Source organism: Dokdonella immobilis (genome assembly GCF_900115085.1).
In the GTDB taxonomy this organism is placed as follows: Bacteria; Pseudomonadota; Gammaproteobacteria; order Xanthomonadales; family Rhodanobacteraceae; genus Dokdonella; species Dokdonella immobilis.
Map to the genome: position 1 here is coordinate 1 of NZ_FOVF01000023.1, position 17,263 is coordinate 17,263.

Annotated in this window: 12 protein-coding genes and 1 tRNA gene; 2 read left to right on the forward strand and 11 right to left on the reverse strand. The window is 56.8% G+C overall.

Features of this window, described 5'->3' with window-relative positions:
• From tnpA to BM125_RS19890, 8 genes are all read right to left on the reverse strand, one after another.
• Positions 1–276: IS66 family insertion sequence element accessory protein TnpA (gene tnpA / locus BM125_RS20470; protein ID WP_217647880.1), on the reverse strand; the 276-nt coding region annotated here is incomplete at its 3' end.
• Positions 277–573: 297 nt separating this feature from the next.
• Positions 574–702, reverse strand: a complete 129-nt coding sequence (locus BM125_RS20835; protein ID WP_281243955.1) for a hypothetical protein — start codon at positions 700–702, stop codon at positions 574–576.
• A gap of 746 nt (positions 703–1,448) precedes the next feature.
• Positions 1,449–2,054 carry a hypothetical protein gene (locus tag BM125_RS19880; protein ID WP_139225010.1) on the reverse strand — a complete coding sequence of 202 codons (606 nt, stop codon included), beginning with the start codon at positions 2,052–2,054 and terminating at the stop codon, positions 1,449–1,451.
• A 75-nt stretch (positions 2,055–2,129) separates the two neighbouring features.
• Positions 2,130–2,480, reverse strand: a complete 351-nt coding sequence (locus tag BM125_RS19885; RefSeq protein ID WP_139225011.1) for a hypothetical protein — start codon at positions 2,478–2,480, stop codon at positions 2,130–2,132.
• Positions 2,477–9,934, reverse strand: coding sequence for an RHS repeat-associated core domain-containing protein (locus tag BM125_RS14060; RefSeq protein WP_092409075.1), 7,458 nt, complete (start codon positions 9,932–9,934; stop codon positions 2,477–2,479). Before BM125_RS14060 ends, BM125_RS19885 begins: the two co-directional genes overlap by 4 nt.
• Before the next feature lie 277 nt (positions 9,935–10,211).
• Positions 10,212–11,216: a Kelch repeat-containing protein gene (locus BM125_RS14065; protein ID WP_175498096.1), complete on the reverse strand. Its 1,005-nt coding sequence runs from the start codon at positions 11,214–11,216 to the stop codon at positions 10,212–10,214.
• A gap of 158 nt (positions 11,217–11,374) precedes the next feature.
• Positions 11,375–12,007, reverse strand: a complete 633-nt coding sequence (locus BM125_RS14070) for a hypothetical protein (protein WP_139225012.1) — start codon at positions 12,005–12,007, stop codon at positions 11,375–11,377.
• 66 nt (positions 12,008–12,073) lie between these two features.
• Entirely contained in the window at positions 12,074–12,874 is an 801-nt protein-coding gene (locus tag BM125_RS19890; protein WP_139225013.1) for a hypothetical protein, read from the reverse strand.
• 113 nt (positions 12,875–12,987) lie between these two features.
• Between BM125_RS19890 and BM125_RS14075 the strand changes: the two genes are divergently transcribed.
• Positions 12,988–13,305 (forward strand): helix-turn-helix domain-containing protein, encoded by a 318-nt coding sequence (locus BM125_RS14075; protein ID WP_092409081.1) that lies wholly within the window; start codon positions 12,988–12,990, stop codon positions 13,303–13,305.
• A gap of 1,087 nt (positions 13,306–14,392) precedes the next feature.
• A complete protein-coding gene (locus tag BM125_RS14080) occupies positions 14,393–14,629 on the forward strand; it encodes a hypothetical protein (protein WP_092409083.1) in 237 nt (78 codons plus the stop codon).
• 750 nt (positions 14,630–15,379) lie between these two features.
• Here BM125_RS14080 and BM125_RS14090 read toward each other — a convergent pair.
• From BM125_RS14090 to BM125_RS14100, 3 genes are all read right to left on the reverse strand, one after another.
• A tRNA-Arg gene (locus BM125_RS14090) sits at positions 15,380–15,456 on the reverse strand.
• A 77-nt stretch (positions 15,457–15,533) separates the two neighbouring features.
• On the reverse strand, positions 15,534–15,977 hold the full coding sequence (azu, locus tag BM125_RS14095) for an azurin (RefSeq protein WP_092409087.1): 444 nt from the start codon (positions 15,975–15,977) through the stop codon (positions 15,534–15,536).
• A 140-nt stretch (positions 15,978–16,117) separates the two neighbouring features.
• Positions 16,118–17,122, reverse strand: coding sequence for a DUF3187 family protein (locus tag BM125_RS14100; protein WP_175498097.1), 1,005 nt, complete (start codon positions 17,120–17,122; stop codon positions 16,118–16,120).
• Positions 17,123–17,263 lie beyond the last annotated feature (141 nt).

The window sequence follows — 17,263 nt, forward strand, 5'->3', positions numbered from 1 at the left end:
CACCTGTACCTGCAAGCCATTGGGCAAGTGCACCTCGATTGCCTCAATGACCGACTCCGGTTCGCCAACCAGGATGGGCACGACCGCGGGCGACGACGGCATCATTGGCTGCCTCCTCAGGATGCGCCGCCAATAGCCAAAACTTGGCAAACTCAAGGCGTGCCGACGGCAATACGCCGCCTGAGTCAGGCCACCGCTCTTCCATGCCGCCATGTGGCTCGACCAAAACTCCGAATTGCTGACCATCGCTGCGCTCCATTGAATACGGGCGCGCATCGAAGCAAATCGGAGCGATGACTTACAGGTGTCGTAGGCAGGCGCTTACAATCGATCAGGGTATAGCGAATGCCCGACTTGTTGCGCAATAGGTCCGTACGGCGGTGGCCGCGCAGTGGCACAAATGTGTCACCTGGAGATGAACGTTTCGCAAGTTGGTGAATATCCGAAGGTGTATAGGCCAACCAACCATTGGCAACGGCCTCGCCTTCCATCCATTCGATAGGCTTTCCAATCCACAGGCTCTGGCCGCCACGCATCAAGGCGAGAATGGGGGCGTCGTCTCCAGGCGAGACGTCATTGGCGTTCCGGAATGGGGGGGTCATCTGCGTTCAACGTAATGTCACGCCGCCATTCGTAGTAGACGACTTTCGCGTCGTCGTCGAAACCGATACCGGCTTCCTTGATGCTCAAGCTCTGAGACATTTGGAACTCCAAAAACGGAACAGTGTCTAGTCGAACCGTGATAGGCCCGCAACCCGCGGGGCCATTTTGTCCCTCGCGCCGAACATCAACCGGTTGTTAGCCGCGAATAGGGATGAAGGAGGGTAAGAGCTATCCCGATACAGCAGAGCCTACGATCAAGGGCTAATGTTTTGATACGGACCCTTTTTTAGCCTAGTCGCTTCAATCAAAGCCCCCCACCCGCCGTCGTGCGCTCGATCAATACTTATTGGTCCCTTGTTGGTCCGAAGGATCGCCTCGTTGATAGGTATCGATGACGCCAATCGCGGTTACGACCATCGCAGGCATGAGCAAAAGCGCAATTGCGTCCGCAACGTCCTGATGGCTACGAAGTGCTAGAAGGAAGACAATAACTTCCGCAAGCAAAAGCCACAGTAAACGAGACCAAACCCGCCCGCGAAGAATAGGAACAATAGGAGTTCGCATATATTCTTATGTCTACTAAAAAATATTATTGTTGCTCCGACGATAGCGGATGTTCCCAAGTTGTCAAGTACGCGGGCTAGTCCCTCGACCTGCTCCTTGCTCTTAAAGAGGTTTGCTCTGACGAATCTGCTCGAAGCAATGCGCCCATAGAGATCACGAACGGTCATGAATCTGACTCCACCATGCTGATTAGTTTGTACGTAAGACAAAACTTCAAATGCAATAGAGTTTATAGCTCTACGAAAACGTAGCTAACCAATGGCCGCACGTTCATTCGCAGTTCATCGAGGATGGAGCGCTGCTTCCACCCAGGCGCTAATAGCGCTGTCCATGCATTGTTGAAGGCCGGCGGATGCGCTTTTTGCTCCGCTTGATTTCACAAATGCGCCCTCTCGGTAGGTCCCTACTGCTTCGCTATTGGTCGTGATTCCGTTTATGGAGGCGCTGATTGTGCAGCGGAAGTAGTCGTCGGATGGCCTGTTTCCAGACGTGGCAATGATGGCTGCCGGAATCGAGATTGCCGCGAGTCCGCATCCCGAACAGGCGCTCCCTGACGTATCTCTAAGTACTTCGAAATGTTCAAGGACAACGGAGGTGGAAGCTACATGCGCTGGCGCAAGTTGATTGACCTTTGCCTTAAAGAGTGAAACCCGATCGGGAACGATGTTCGAGTCGCCAAGAAACGACTGGTAAGTGAGTTTAAGAAAGTCGACGGTTCGGAATGCTTTCTCGTTGGCAGGTCGGGCATCAGTAACCGTGATTCGTTCGACACCGCTATTCGTGATGGGGTCGAGTTTGATTGACCACATAGGCGTGCAGCCCGTCGCGATACTGATGAAGGGCAAGATGGCAAACGCAAACGGCCGCTTGGAAGAGTTCTGTTTCACAATTGCCTCTGATATGAGAGTCTGGAACTCGATTTGTTCTCGTCCAGTCGAATCAGCTATCAAAGGAGCGAGACACTACTTTGTTGAGGATGGCAATGGCGCTTCCAATAGCTTCCCATTCCTAACCGGTAGCTTTTTCCTTCCATTAAGAGGACCAAGATAGGCAAAGAATGATCTATCAACTAGGAATTGCTCCCTTTTCAACGGTAGTCGATACTCGACCAACACTTGGCTTTCGGAGTAGGGCTCAATAAACCATTCTGCGTGAGAGTCAAATTCGCTCTTCTTGATTTTGCTCGACAGCACCTCCGAAGAAATGGTGTATGGGCTGTCGAAATATCCATATTCATTCATAGCGAACAACCAAATGGTTGTCGCGGAACCAACCACCAGTCCGGCTAGGAAGCCAAAAATAAGTCGTTTCATTGTGAGTTAGCCTTGTTGGCGCGCTGAATAGCACTTGCTAATCCGCCTGGTGTATCTACGCCAAATTGTCCATATTGCATACCTAGCCATACTGTTCCTGGGGTGTAGACGCGCGTATAGGGTAAGTAACCAGTTGCCGCTTGAACAGCATGATCTACCCACGTTGTGCAGTTATAGACATACGACCAAGTCTGGTTCTGGGCAATGAAACTATTCAGCGACAGTGTTTGCTCTTCACTGAGAGCGAAGTACGCAGAATATTTCGCGACATAATTTCGATTGATCTCGGTGTTGGTCATTACATCGCTATATTCATGATTTGGATCATTAATATTGTCGGCAAAGCCATCTTCAAAAATCGAATACGATTTCGTCGGTTCTACACCGTTCGGATCGCTCAGGGTAATCCATCCATGGCCCGCCGATGTGTCGCCCGGTTCTGCATTTGAGTGAACCCCCAATATGCGATAAGGCTTTCTCATCTTTGCGCTCTCGTCATTGAAGGCGCGCGAGAACGCACCTGTCAATGCGCCATTGGCGAACTTTCCTCCTCCGACGACTGACGCGGTCCCGCCGACCATCGCTGCTGCGATAACCCGATTTGCGCTTACTCGCACACCCACGGGGTTTTGCGGGTCAATTCTGTCGATGGCACCACTGAAAGCCTGGGTGACTCCTGCACTGGCGAATCCGTTGCCGAATTTGCCGCCCTGAAGACTGGACATCACACCTCCAGCCACGCCGTGTTCTATGACCTTTGCGGAATAGCCAACCATGTTGAGATTGGTGCCAAACACCTGGTTGCCCTCGGTCGCCCATGAGCCAGCATTGGCGAACTGCTGGCCTATGCCATAGAACAGCATGGCGGAGAACGCCCCGTATAGACCTCCTTGCAGTGTTCCTGTGGTTACTACGCCCGCTGCAAATCCTGCCACTGCGTAGGCTGCTAGCATGCTATTGCCTAGGTACGGGGCAAGATATGGGGCATAGATCACGATGACGATGGCCACTGCTGCCCGAATGATCCCGCCCCACGCCGAATAGCCTGTCGGATCCGTTAGAGCGAGTGGATTATTTGTCACGTAGGTATAGCGATTGAGGCCCTGCGCTGAGCCGTCCATGAGCGGGTCCGCTTGAAGCATGCGCCCGGTCGCGGGGTCGTAGGTTCGCCCATTCATGTGGATGAACCCAAACGTGTCGAAGTGCTCGTGCCCGGTGAAGCCTCGGGGTGTCGTGCTGGGAATACCTGCGCCACCTAGCCATGTCGTTGGGTTCCGTCGGCTGCCGTGAGCATCGAAGCTCAACGCCTCAACCAGCGCCCCTGTGGCGCTCGCAATAATATCGACACTTCCAAGGTGATCCCCGAATGTGTATCGAGTCTGATTTGTTCCGCCTGGATGAATGAGGTCCAGAGCAACCCCTCCGAGATATCGCCGTTTCTCCGTTATGACGCCGTTGACGCGAACTATCTCTACGTTTCCGACGTAGTGAGTGATTCGACTGGTTGCAGGGCTGCCTCCGCCCTCGAAACCATCGCAGAAGATGCGGTCGGATGTCGGCGCACAGGAGGCGGGCCACGTGGCCGTGCCTGAGTCGCCGCTAAGGAAGCGATCACCTGATGGTGAATATTGGAACGTTGTCTGATTGGTGCCTAATGTGGCGCTCGCCAGCTCGTTCAATGCGTCATAAGCAAGTGTTCGGCCGTTCGTACTTGTCGTTTGGCTTCCATTGCCATCATAGGTAAAGCCCACAGCACCGACGGTTGTTACCGCATGGGGTCGACCGCTAGTGGCGAAGGTTGTGCATCCCGCTGGACCGCTGTAGCCATAGGTCGTGCCGTTCTTGGTACAAACATTTCCTAGCTTGTCGTAGGTGATGAGTGCTGTCGTTATCGGCGTGCTTTGGATGACGCCAGAAATCTTGGTCAGGCGCGCAAAGGTCAGTCGGTTCAAAGCATCGTAGGTGAAGGTCTCTGTGGTCGGTTGGAAGGTTCGGGAGCGCTCCCGCTCCGTCACATTGCCAGCCAGATCGAACGCATACCGATAGTCCTGCAAGCTACAGCTCGCATTCCCGGAACAGACAGTATTCAATCGGCCGGTTGCAGGGTCATAGGTCAGCGTGCTCAGCAAGTTGGCGCTATTGCCACGCTTGTCCGACGCCACTTGGCCGCGTGATGTTTGCCGCAACACTTCATAGATTCTGCCCGCCCTCGAATCGTCCAGTGATTCGAGATGTCCGCGCGATGAATAGTTGCTGGTCAGGGTTTCGCCGGATGCATCTTGTTGAGACATCAGCCGGCCGAAACTGTCATATGCCGTCGTCTCCGTATAGGCATTTCCAGCAATGGACGTGCTACGTTGTTGGAGGCGACCATACGCGTCAAACGAAGTCGTTCGGCTGAATGTGACGCCGGTCGTTGACTGACGGGATTCGCTCGCCAGTTGACCCAGACCATTGACCGCAGTGTCGTATGTCCACGCATCGTTGAGCGTGTTGCCATCCGTGCCAGGGGCGGTTCGGCTCCAGCGCCGACCCAAGGCATCGTAGTCGTTGGTGACCGTTTGATTCTTGTTGTCGATTTGGCGAATTACTTCGCCGGCTGGGTTGTAGAAGTACTGGATGGTGCCGGCGTCTGGGTCAATGATCGTGAGCTTTCGACCCAGTGCGTCGTACGTAATCGTCGTAGTGATGACACCATGACCGCCATCGCGGCTGAGTGTCAGAACGTTGCCGAGCGCGTCATAGGTTTGATTGACTATCACGCCAACATTGGCGTCGCCTGTGACGGTCGGGTCGCGCGTCTCGATGATTTCCCCGAGCGCGTTCTTGCTTTCCTCCCATGTGAAGCCGCGTGGATTCGTCGTGAACGTGGTCAGGCCGAGGTAGGACTTGGTGACGGTGCCCCCGTCCGGGTTAGTTATCTTCGTTACACGGCCCAGCACGTCATATTCTGTCGTAGTCGATGCGGACGCGGAATCGCAAGGCGTGCTGCTCGTAAACGTCGGACTTCCGTCCGTGCTGACGGTTGCGGGAGGAAAAAATGGCTCTGACTTCCAGGAGGCCCGCCCATGCGCGTCGTAGTAGCTGCAGACGGCCGCATAGGTTTGACTTGCGGGGTTGGCATCAAAGCTCTGAGTTGTCCCCATTATGGGGCGGCCCAGGACGTCAAAATAGGTCCAGCTCGTCGGAGCGCCCACTTTGATCGTTTGGCTTCGGAACTTGGCATCGGAAGGACAGCTGACCGCCGTGCATTGACGGTAGGTCGTCGTGCTGGCCATCCCGGTGCTATCGGAGGTGAAGTACGGACGCCCCATCGCGCCAAACCTTGAGGTTTGCGTCAGGCCATTTGCGCTGAGTTGGACGATTCCGTTTCCGAACTCGTCGCGCACCGTCGTGCTCAGCGCCGTCTGCTCATTGAGATGCGTGGTTCCGCTGGCTGTGTAGAAGGGGAGGCGACTTTCAGAGACGTAGCGTCCACGAGAGTCATAGTTGGTGAGCGCATAACGATGTACGCGGGTCCCCGAGTGTCCTGTGCCATCGTCGGGCCGTTGCCGGAACGAACTATTGATGGTCTTGCATTGCGTATCGGTCCCGCGATCGGCACTGCACTGGTAGGCGCCAACCCGATTTCCGAAGTCATCGATCTTATAGACTGTGCGCAAATCCATTGCCGCGGGGCCACCCTGCTGGACACGCTCGGACGTTAGAATTCCCGTCGTCGCGTCGTAGACGAAGTTCGATTTGCGCGAGATGGTTGGCACGCCGGGGCGCCGGAACTCCACATCGCTTTGGCGCAATCGCCCAAGAATCCAGGCGGAAGGATCGTTGTCATAGGTATTCGTTGAGAGCTTTTGGGCTACGTAATGGGCAGAGTCCTCGGCACTACTCCATGTCACCGTCCGGCTTCGTGTCAGATTGCCGTAGTTGTCCTCGTAGCAATAGCTGTTGATGGTCTGGTTGGTCTGGACGCGATTGGCAACACCCGGAGAACCGGATTCCAGATCAAACTGCATCGAAAGGTCGTGATAGATATATGTAAAGATGGGCGCTGCAATGGCAGGCGGTGTGAAGAAGCCTTCCGTTATACCGTTGGGAAGAGGCTGAGTGGGTTCGTAGGCTTCACAGTATCCATTGCTCGGGTCAGTGAGGCAGCCGTCGCCTTTGCAGAGTGGTTGATTTCCGCCATATCCGACAAGCACACCGTCATCCAGGAGATCGGGCCAGCCAGTCGCGCCAACCGGGGCAAAGCAGTTATAGCTGGTTGTTTCAGGATTAACCGAACATGCGTCGAGGTCCGCGCTGCCGTACGAAAGCGGTCCCGTTACTGCAAGTGTATGGGTTTCAACCGGCATCCCGATGAACGGGTAGTTTTGTGTGTAGCCGGTGCGCGTAACGACGTACTGGTTGGGCGATAGTCCATGGTTGTCGTCAAACGTCCAAACGACATTGAAGCCAAGATATCCGCGCCCTCCCGCTTGGACTTGCGCCCCCTGATAGCGATAGTAAACAGTGCTGAGGGCGCTGGCATTTCCTTTGACAGGCGCGCTGCTCGCTGCTTTGCTCACCACGTACATCGGTGCGAGCACATCGAACACGGGCGAGTTCCAGCCGTAGTTCAATATTCTGGCCAGTGCCCCTCCCGCCATACCTCGCTGATAGATGCCTTTGTTCGTCAGCGGTTGATAGGTGAGTTGAGTTTGGGCGCCGTGGCCGTTTGTAATGGTTGTGATGACATCGCGTGGCTTATATCGAGACGTACTCGCCGCGCGGCTCGTATATAAGTTGCTGCTGGAAGTCACGACATTGAACCGTATGAAGTCAGCCGCTCCATCACCGTCAAACTCGCCAATCAGATTGACCCATTGATCCAGCGTCGAGCCTGAGGTGAGTCCGCCTCCTGGGACGGCTGTGGCTGCTGTAAACGTGCCATCAGAGAGGAGGGTTCGCGTGCTGTAGACGCTACTGGAAGCAGTTGGATAAACGTAGTCTGTTCGCCCATCTCCATTGATGTCGATCAGCTGCAAATACTTGCCATTGGCGATGCCCGTAACGGAGATCGCCGCCTTGTAAGCGGATGTGGCGGGAAACGAACTCGGATTGCTTGGCAAGCCAGTCGCCAGCTTTGTCCAGTACGTCGTCATCGTGGTTTTATCCTGATAGACAATATCCATCAGACCATCACCATTGACATCGGCGAGGTATAGTAAGGCAGGGTCGTATGGCAGCTCCCCGGCGGATAAGGTGGTGTTCTCAGTCCAGTGCTGGGTCAGACTAATGCGTGGAATGGATGAGCCGGCATTCGGCGGCCGCGTACCATCAGACGTGAACTGATACCAGGCAAATCGAGTAAATCCACCTGAAGGTCCGTTGGGCGCTTGGCCACTGCCGAGATCGGCATCAAAGACGGGAGCCAGAGGCGCACCCGTGTTGGTCGGACAAGGGTTGCCAGGACAGCTCTGGAACACGATGAAGGTGAGATCACCGCGGCCATCCGCATTGAGGTCGATTGCGGGTGTCGAAAGACCACCCTGCTGTCGAAAGAAATCCAGGCTGCATGTCGTTAACAGCGCTCGGCATGCATCAGTTGGGAGAAAGCTAATATCGACCGCGTAGGGTGCCGAAAACGCGTAGGTTCCCGTGGCGCTATCGCGCTGGAGGAGACGGACATTGATGCTGACGTCTCCTGTCGCCGCACTGGGTGTGACCGGGTAAACGAAGTCGGGTGAACCATCACCGTTTAGATCGGTTAGGACCCCGGGGTGACGTGTTGGACCCGACAACACCGGAATCGCCGGTGAAAGGCTTGCGAGTTGGTTGGTGGCACCAAACACAGCGCCACCGGATGTGGGGCGACCGGCGCCGAGGAATAGTTGCCAACTTCCGCCAACAACGCCTGCAATTAGAAGATCCGCGCGGTTATCGCCGTCGTAGTCCAGCACTTGCCAGGACTGATCGTCATTGAGGAGATTTCGAGAAGCGCATTTGACGGCTTGGTTCGGCGTGACCAGCGTCATGGTATTGGTAGCAGTGCGATCCAAAAAGCTGACGTAGATGCGACTGTTGGAGCCACACGAGTCGCCATTGCGCGCCCAAACGACGTCCTGGCGGCCGTCGCCATCGACATCGGCGAGCTTGTAGCCCACTAGGCCAACAAACGTGGGACTCGTGAAGTTCTGAACGGTCTCGGAAACGAACTGATGAATTGCCGTAGACCAGCTGAATTGCGTCGGTGGAAAGCAGACCGTTTCGGTGCTGTCCCGGCACTCCTTAAGCGAGGTGAGTTCTTGCGCGTCAGAGCCGGAAGCGGATGTTGAATAGGTGAGCTTGTAGAAGCGAATCGTCGAATTTCCCGAGCTGTTGGTCGCATCCGTTACCGTAATACTGGCAAGCTGCTGAGATTGAACAAAGGCGACGTTACGCTGATAACCCAGTCGAACCCGCGCTGCGGAGAGCGTGTTGTATTGAAATGAAACACTCGCATAAGGTGAGAGCGTCGGGGATGATGCGTGACCCGTGTACTCAATCTTGGCGAGAACCGTTTCGAAGGCACCCGCGGCAAAGGCATACGTGGTCGCGGCCGGCTGGTTGTAGTACAGATAGTTGATGTAGTTTCCGGCCGTATCCTGAACCCGGCTGAGATACCACCCGACGGGCACAGCCGAGAAGCCATTGATAATTGAGGGACGGGAATTCGGCGAAACCACGGTATCGCCATAGGTGCTCGTCGTACCGTCCTTGCGCTGTACGGTGAAACCAAGGGAGCTTGTCGTAACGCGCGTGAATGGGTCGTTCTCGGGCGAATAGACTGCGTTGCCATCCCAATAGGCGCCGAAGGTTACGAGTAGCCGGATGCCATCCAGACACAAGCGGTCGGAGCTGGTGAAGTTGATGGGAGAGGGATTGCCATCGATAGGTGTTGTCCCGTCCATGAAATCCCCGCTTTCGCGAGTCTGACGGCATCGAGCGATCTGTGAGGTGCCTTCGATCGCCCATCCGGGTCCCATGACCCCAGCAGGGATGCGACTGTTGTAGGCCAAGGCAATCTTGGGAACCATGCCGGCGACGCCGGGCGTGACCTGGATGGGAACTGAGTAGTTCGCATTGCCACCTTCGTCAACACGGAACTCACCGACCGTAGCGCCGACACTGTCAGACGTCCCGTCGCGATTGGGAGGAGAAGTGATGGTCGGCAGCACGCTCTGCGGGATCGGTGGCATGGAGTCGCCGAGATCAACGGGCTGGTCGCCAAAGCCGATTCCGATGAGAGTCGTGCTCGCTGTTGCGGTGATACACCACAGCGAAATGGCAATAGCTAGGAAGAAAAAGACAGCCCCAAAAGACGTTGAAGCACAAAAGCGACGGACCCGCGTCCAGTACGGTCTCTCCATGACAATCCCCATGCGATAAGTGGCGAGTAGATGGATATCCCCAATACGAAGCATGCCTGATGACATTCACAAGAATGTTTCAGTCGAGAAAGTGTACGTCAAATTACATTGAGAAAAGCAATACAGAAGTAGGAAGTCATGAGCCACCAACGGAGCGAGTTGCCGAGGAAGTCGGTCTAGGGTTGCCCAATGGGACGTGCCTTTTTGGCCACCTCGGCGCTCGACTGGGGAGGAGGGCCGCCTCCGAAGGGCGGACTCATGAAAAGTGTTTGCAAACTCGCGGAGCAGACGTCCTGTCCACTCGCGCGGCCCCCGTCGTTCGTGAAAGAAGGATACGTTGCAGCTACTGGAACTCGAATCCGGACCTCGATATCGCATCTAGAAAGAAGTGGTCAGCAGTCTCGCTAGCCTCGACCCCATAGTCGCCACCTCCGCCCCCCGCCACGAGAATGCTGCCGTCGGTTAGCGTAGCAGCGGTGTGAAAGCAGTGATGATTGGGCATCGGCGGCCCTCGTCGAAAGGCGAACAAGAGGTTGGCCTCGATGGGGTTGAATATCTCAGTGTTGGTGAGGCATTGACCGAAATCATCAAACCCTCCCATCAGCAATACTTCGCCCGAGGGCAACACGGTCGCAGAGTGTCCGACTCTGTCCCAGGTCATGTTCATTCGCGTGAATTGCCCCGTCGCAGGATTGAACACCTCCGCGTAGTTGCTGACACGGAGAGAGGTGCCCAGGTACTCCAATGAGCCTCCCGTAAGCAGTGCTCGACCGTCTTGGAGTAAGACGAGATTGGCATAGGACGTGGGGAATGAGATGTCGCCAGTAGCGATAGAAACGCCCGAGGATGGGTCGTAGATTTCTGCGCTCCTCAGGTTGTATCCGCCCCCGTTCGTTCCTCCAACCAGCAAGAATCTGCCATTCGCCAGACGCACCGCCGCCGCACCCGCTCGTGGCACAAGAAGGGAGCCAGCCGCTACAAACTGACCGATCGTGGGGTCATAGCGAATAATCGAGCCTAGTTCTTGACCATTCGTGTCTTTTCCCCCGAGGAGGAAGATGCGACCACTGACGTCTGTGAGGACGGTAGCCCATTGTCGCGGTACGTTCAAAGAACCTGTCAGCGTCCAGGTGTTGGTGGCCGGGTTGTAGATTTCAGAGCGGGTTTCCGTTGGATTCGCACCCCCTGAAGCGAGCAGGACGCGCCCGTCAGGGAGCAGGGCCGGTTTCGAGGAGGTGTGCATTGCGGCCAACGGACCGGTTGGAGAAAACGAGAGGTATCTGGGGTCGAACGTATACGCGATTGTCGAGCCTCCCGTCAGAAGCACGGTTCCGTCGTTCAGTGTCACGCCAGAGGATCCAGAGATTCCCGTCTCAAACGGGATGCTCGGTCCGAACGCGCCGACATGGGGAGTCTGAGCGAGCGTCAATGCGCTCTGGCTCAAGCTGATGGCCAGCACAAGGAGCACGAGCGGCCAGGCGCCGCGACTGTCTAGGTGGAACATGGCTAGGACCTCTGGGGAGTTTCAGCGAAGTCCAGCAAACGCTTCACCTCGACGAAGACGCCCCGTGCGGTTGCCTCTGTCAGACAACCGACCACCGGAATCGTACGACCGTCCGATTCAATTTCGACTTGGAAAGCAATCGGAAACAGCGTGTTTGAATACCGGTCTAAGGTTGGCGTTCCGGTCCGATGCAAAACTCCGTCGAGCACGTTGCGATAGCCCAGATGAGCAATCTGTGCTCGCGAGATCAAAGTGCCATCGATGAGCCTCACGCCTTCTGGCCCGGCAGCGAACGAACCGGCGGGCGCTCTCGGTCCTTGAAGGGCATTGATCGCTGAGGATTGGGTGCTGAAGTGAAGGAATCCGAGAATGAATCCCACGACCGCGCCGATGAGCCCACCGATTGGCGAAAAATTCAAGCCGATGCCACCGAGGAAGATTGGCAAAAACCACATAAGGGCTGATGGTGCGGTCAGTCCGGTTGCTCCTCGAACGTCGAAAGTCGTCCATCCATTTCCATCCTTGTGAGAAACGTAGTCACTTTCCAGGGGGCCAAGCGCAGAAGGCCGGGCTACGCTGGGAGAGGTCTCTGCGGTCGATGCTGTTCCTGGTGAGGGTGCTGTTGAGGTATTCATGGTCTCTTCCTTGTGAGGACGACGAAGGTGCCAGGGGTAGGTTCGGGTGGTGCGATCGGGCAATTGCTACGGTTGGGCATCACGATTGCCGGCAGGGTCGAAGCCGGCGAACCACATGCGCGAGTCCTGGAACCCGGTCGCAATCGTCCGACTACCGCGATAGATATCCGCATCGGTGGCATAGCCCGATACCCACGCCAAGCGCGGCAAAATCATGCTGAGTTGCTCGCCAATGTTCCGATGGGACGTCGCTGTTCGGGAGACACGGATATTCCAAGGCTCCAAGGGTGGATTCGGCCCTTCGGTTCGTTCGGAGCCCGTGTTCGGCCCGCTCATTACACGGACGCCGAGCATTCGGCGGTTAAGGTAGAGCAGGGAAGACTCCTGCAACGTGGCCGCCTGGCCGAGGTCATCCTTGGACATCACGGGGGCATCACAGACGCGGAAAGTTTCAACGGTGTTCGCCCTTGGGGACGACCAGATTTTTGCTCGTATCGTCCAACAGGCGAGCTCGCCACCGTATTCCGTGAACGTAATGGCCGCACGAGGCCAGGAGAGCTGTCCCAATTGTGCCTTCTGGTGGTCGTCAGACGCGAAAAGACCTTGGAAGCGTCCGCCAGTGGGTGGATTGATGGGCTCGAATACGGGGCCTTGGTGCCGACTATCGGTCAGGCCATCAGAAAGCGATGTCTGGCGCTTTGAGCCCGTCCGTGACTGCTCGACACCTTGTGCTACTCCGTTCTTCACGCGCTGCCAGAACGAGGGCTTGGGGGAGGAGGGCGGGGGCTCTGGAGTCTCACAAAGGCCCAGGTTGGCGCAAACCACCAGCGCGGAAAGCGCAACCGAAAACGAAAACGTCCTTTTCACGTGCTTCTCCCGCAAGGTCATCGACCGCTGCAGGAGAAAGCTACGATATTCGTAGTATCCAACGCAAGTGCACTCTACGACATTCGTAGCTCCTGTTCAGCGGGCATATTGCTTTGGGAGCCAAGAGCGCCAGTCCACAGGCCGTATTCTGTGAGCGACTTCGTGCCGCTCGCGCCGCAGCCGGCTTGTCTCAACGGGAGCTGGGCATCCGGGCCGGCTTGGATGAGTTTGTGGCCTCTGCGCGGGTGAACCGCTATGAGCAGGGGGTCCATCAACCGGACTTAGACACGGCGGGGCGCCTTGCAAAGGTTCTCGATGTCCCATTGGCCTACTTGTTCGCCGACGACGAGCGATTGGCGAAGGCCATACTCGGGTTCGCTCGGCTGCATCGCGGCGAAAAGGACGCGGTGCTTCGCGACCTGTTTCCGTAGCACGAGAGGTTTCTAAGCGGCGAAGTGCTTTTCCCGCTCTTCGTTGAGCAACCCTTCATCGACCAGAGCGAATTCGGACAAGAGCTCATCGTCGGCCGTGCTCGCCAGCTCAACTTTCGCGCAACGAATCCATGCTTCGAGACGTGTGGGGCGTGTATATTATTGCAATATAAATGTACTTCTGTATCCGATAGATTCAGCCTGATACTTCATTCGGTGAATGAGGATAGTGGTCTATTTGTCTCGTACAATGGCGCATTAATTAACTTTACGTCGTTCCGATCGGGTAATATGCGATGTGTCAAAATTCTAGTGAGTCCATGTCTGCCGTTGACAAAGTCTGCGGCGAAAGGCTTCCAAGTAGGTGCAGTATGTCGAATATGCCGGATCCCCGTCTGCCCTCTTTTTGGCGACGCTTTATTGCGGTAATCATCCGCTTATTCACGAGCCCAATTTTCTACGTAAGTCTTGCCATCGCTGGTGTCATTTGGGCCGTTATCAGAGCTGTACTTGCGACTCTTTGTATGAGTTATGGTCTTTTTTGCAGTTAGAAGTGCCCGGAGATAAGCCAATAAATCAACTCTGCGAGTACGAGCCCTAGAACAAGACCGACGCAAAAAATGGTCCGATCTGATGGAGTGGGCGAGTTAGTCTCGTTGCTCATTGTGCACTCTATTAGTATCTATTGTTTTATGCATAACAGATTGCGCGCGCTCCGCAAGGTCAATGTGATTTGTCCCAATCCAAGTACAAGCATGGTTTAAGCAAAGCTCTTGGTTTTTGACCCCAACTCAGTTCTAGCGTCCCAAGACCTCCGAACAAAGCTCATTGTCTCTTGCCACTCGTCAAGCCGTCCTGCAAGAACACGGGCTTTCCTATGGCCGCACTTTGCTGGCCCTTACTTAGGGCGAGGACTGCTGATTCGAGCCAGCATGGCGCGCCGCGTCATTGCGCAAGGGGCAAACCCTTCTCCACTCTGTTCCGACCACCTCCCAGCACCAAGGGTGTGGGGAATGGTGCTGCACTGCCTCAAGCGACGTGCCGACGTGGGCTCGCGCAATCCGCGCTACCCAATAGGGACACCCTCATGAGTAAGATCAACGCAACGACCGCTTCGAAGCAGACCCAGCCCGCAGCACGGCTTGATGCTTTCAACGTCCGAAGGTACGAAAGCGGCGGCGAGACGAAGGCCGAATGGCTAAAGGTCGGTACTGCCTTCCCCCACGCCGACGGAAAGGGATTCAACCTAGTTCTCCATGCTGTCCCGGTCGATGGGAAGCTTGTTCTTCGCACCTACGAGCCTAGGGAGGATGGCGCAAAGTAGAAATGCCCCACAGCAGGAGCCAGGGATTTCTTGGCTCCTGCTGGATTGCTTCTTGGTTTCACTCGTCATCTGCGATGGCGGCCGCTCGAAATGAAAATTGAGGGCAAACTTTGAGAAGGGAAGCGGGCACTTCGTCCAAGGTTCCGCAAAATGATGGGCCTACAGTTTTCGGTGCGAGCGGAGCACACGTGTAGAGGCCACGTCTGCTAACACGCCGTCGAGGTTGCCAGCATCGAGTCGCGCCAAGACGAGTCCCAAGAACTGCTGAGCGCGCTGCCGCTGGGCCGCCTTTCGCACCGAGTCGGGCTTTCGGCCACGGTGCGGCGCGTCATTGACCGGGAGGCGAGCCGATGAGGTTCCTCGATTTGCTGACGGAACATTTGTGGCTGACTCGTCGGCAGCGACCGTCAGCGAGTCCAGCCATGCAGCAAGGGTGGTAATCGGTACGAGCCATCGCCCCATAGACTTCCTCAGACCAGGCAGGATGTCGCCGCGTCGGATCGCTCCCGCTACGGATTCGCGCGTGGATCTGGAGTTCTCATTTCGGAGGACAAGCGCCAGGTCATCGATCGTCAGCATGACCTTTCCCGGAAACATCGACTTCAACAGGTCCAGCGTTGAGTACATCGGTCGAATTCCTGGGAAAATCTTGGGAAATAATTGCCTCAGATGAGCCTGTTTTGGCATGTATCTTCCCACGAGCCGATTTCGGGAACCATGCGAAAAACGCTTTAAATTCAATGTTTTAAATGGCGGCCCCGATACGATTCGAACGTACGACCTTCCCCTTAGGAGGGGGACGCTCTATCCAGCTGAGCTACGGGGCCGCGGTGGAAACCGGCAGCGCGGCGATTCTCCCATATCGATCCGGGAAATCCGAGTCGGTTGATCGAAACCACGGGACTCAGATCAGCTTGAGCACGCCCTTCATGACCGACCAGTGGCCCGGGAACGTGCAGAAGAACGTGTAGTCGCCCTGCGTCTCGAGCTGATTCACGGCGAATGTGACCGAGGTGCGTTCGCCACCGCCAATGACGCGGGTATGGGCGATGACCCGGTCGTCATCGGGCTTGAGGTAGTCGTGCTCGAGGCCGGCGGCCATGCCGTCGTTGGCGATGTTGCGCACATCGCGCGTTCTGGCCAGGACCCAGTTGTGACCCATAACGTTCCTGGCCAGTGTGCCCGAATGGGTCAGGTTGATCGTGAAGGCTTCGCAGGACGTCGGCACTTCGATGGAGCGGATGTCGAACTGCATGGCGTCATTGCCGTCGATGTCGATCGAGCAGGCGGCGAAGGCCGGGGATGAGGCGAGCAACAGGCCGCCGGCGATGAGCAGGTTGCGGATCATGGAGGTTCTCCTGGCAAGAAACCGGATGTCTGCAGCGCGCATGATGGGGGCAGACGCTGTCGATCATCGACATGTGCGCGGCGCACCAAGTTCAAAGCGCCCCTGCCCGTGGCGCGATGTCGCAAGATGGGCGTTCGCCTTCAGTGTGCGAAATCGAGACGAAGGCCGAGATTGATGGCCACGTCACTGGTGTGCAAGGCGGGCAGATCTTCGGCGAGGGTGATGTCGAACTCGCCCGTTTTTCCCAGTCGCCGGACCAGGCCGAAATTGATCTGGTTGGACGCACTGCCGAGGAAGTCCGGGAGGTCGCGATAGAGCGGGCCGTGCGCGTCGGTCTGAAGCACGGCACTCCAGTTCTCGCCTAGCCGATAACGGAGCAGGGCGCTGGCGAAGGGCACCACGGAGCGCGCATTGTCGCCAAGCAGGCGATTTTCGCCCTGCACGAGCAGGCCGGCGCGCACTCCCACCCCGAGGCGCTCGCCCACCGGCAACAGGACGAATGCGCCCAGCGAACCATCGGTGCTGCCGCTGTCGCTCAGGCGCGAGCGGCTGCCCGTCGGTAGTTTCATGCCGAGGGTCAGGCCGGCGCGCCCGCCGTCGGCGAGGCTCCAGCTTCGGGTCGAGTCGATCAGCAGCGGCCCCATGCCCGAGCGGCTGCGATCGAGCGCATAAAGCAGTTCGCCACCCCGGCGCACCTCGACCCTCGGCGCCTGCAGGGCGAGCAGTCCGCGATCGCCGTTGTCGAAGCCGAAAGCGCGGTGGAAGCGCTCGATCGGCTGGTCGAGGAATCCCGCGCCGATCCAGACCTGGCTGAACGAGGCGCGCAGACTCCAGCGTTCGTTGAAAGCGTAGGCCACGCTGAAACGTGTTTCGCGCGACTCGGCATCGAACAGAAGGCTGCTGCCTGCACCGAACTGCTGCAGTTCGGTGTTGGACAGGTCCAGTGTCATGTCGACCTGCCAGTGGCCGGCCAACGGCATGACCGGGGCTGGCGGCAGGCCGGTGGCCAGCGCGAACGGGTTGCTGTCGCGCGTCTGCAACCACGCAGGCGCCGGCTCGACGGCGTCGACGTTGCCGTGAATTGCCGGGAACAGGATCAGCGCGAGCAGTATCTGCAACGGACTTGAAGAACATCTGTCAGGCAATTGATTTTCCTGGAATATATTTTCTTTCAATGCGGCAAGTCGGTTTGCCATTGGGGCCTGTGCCTGGCGCCTTCCGTATGGATTGAAGCCCTGGTCCGCGGCGAAGCGCTGGCTCCCTGCCCGCGCAGGGCCGAAGAGAAC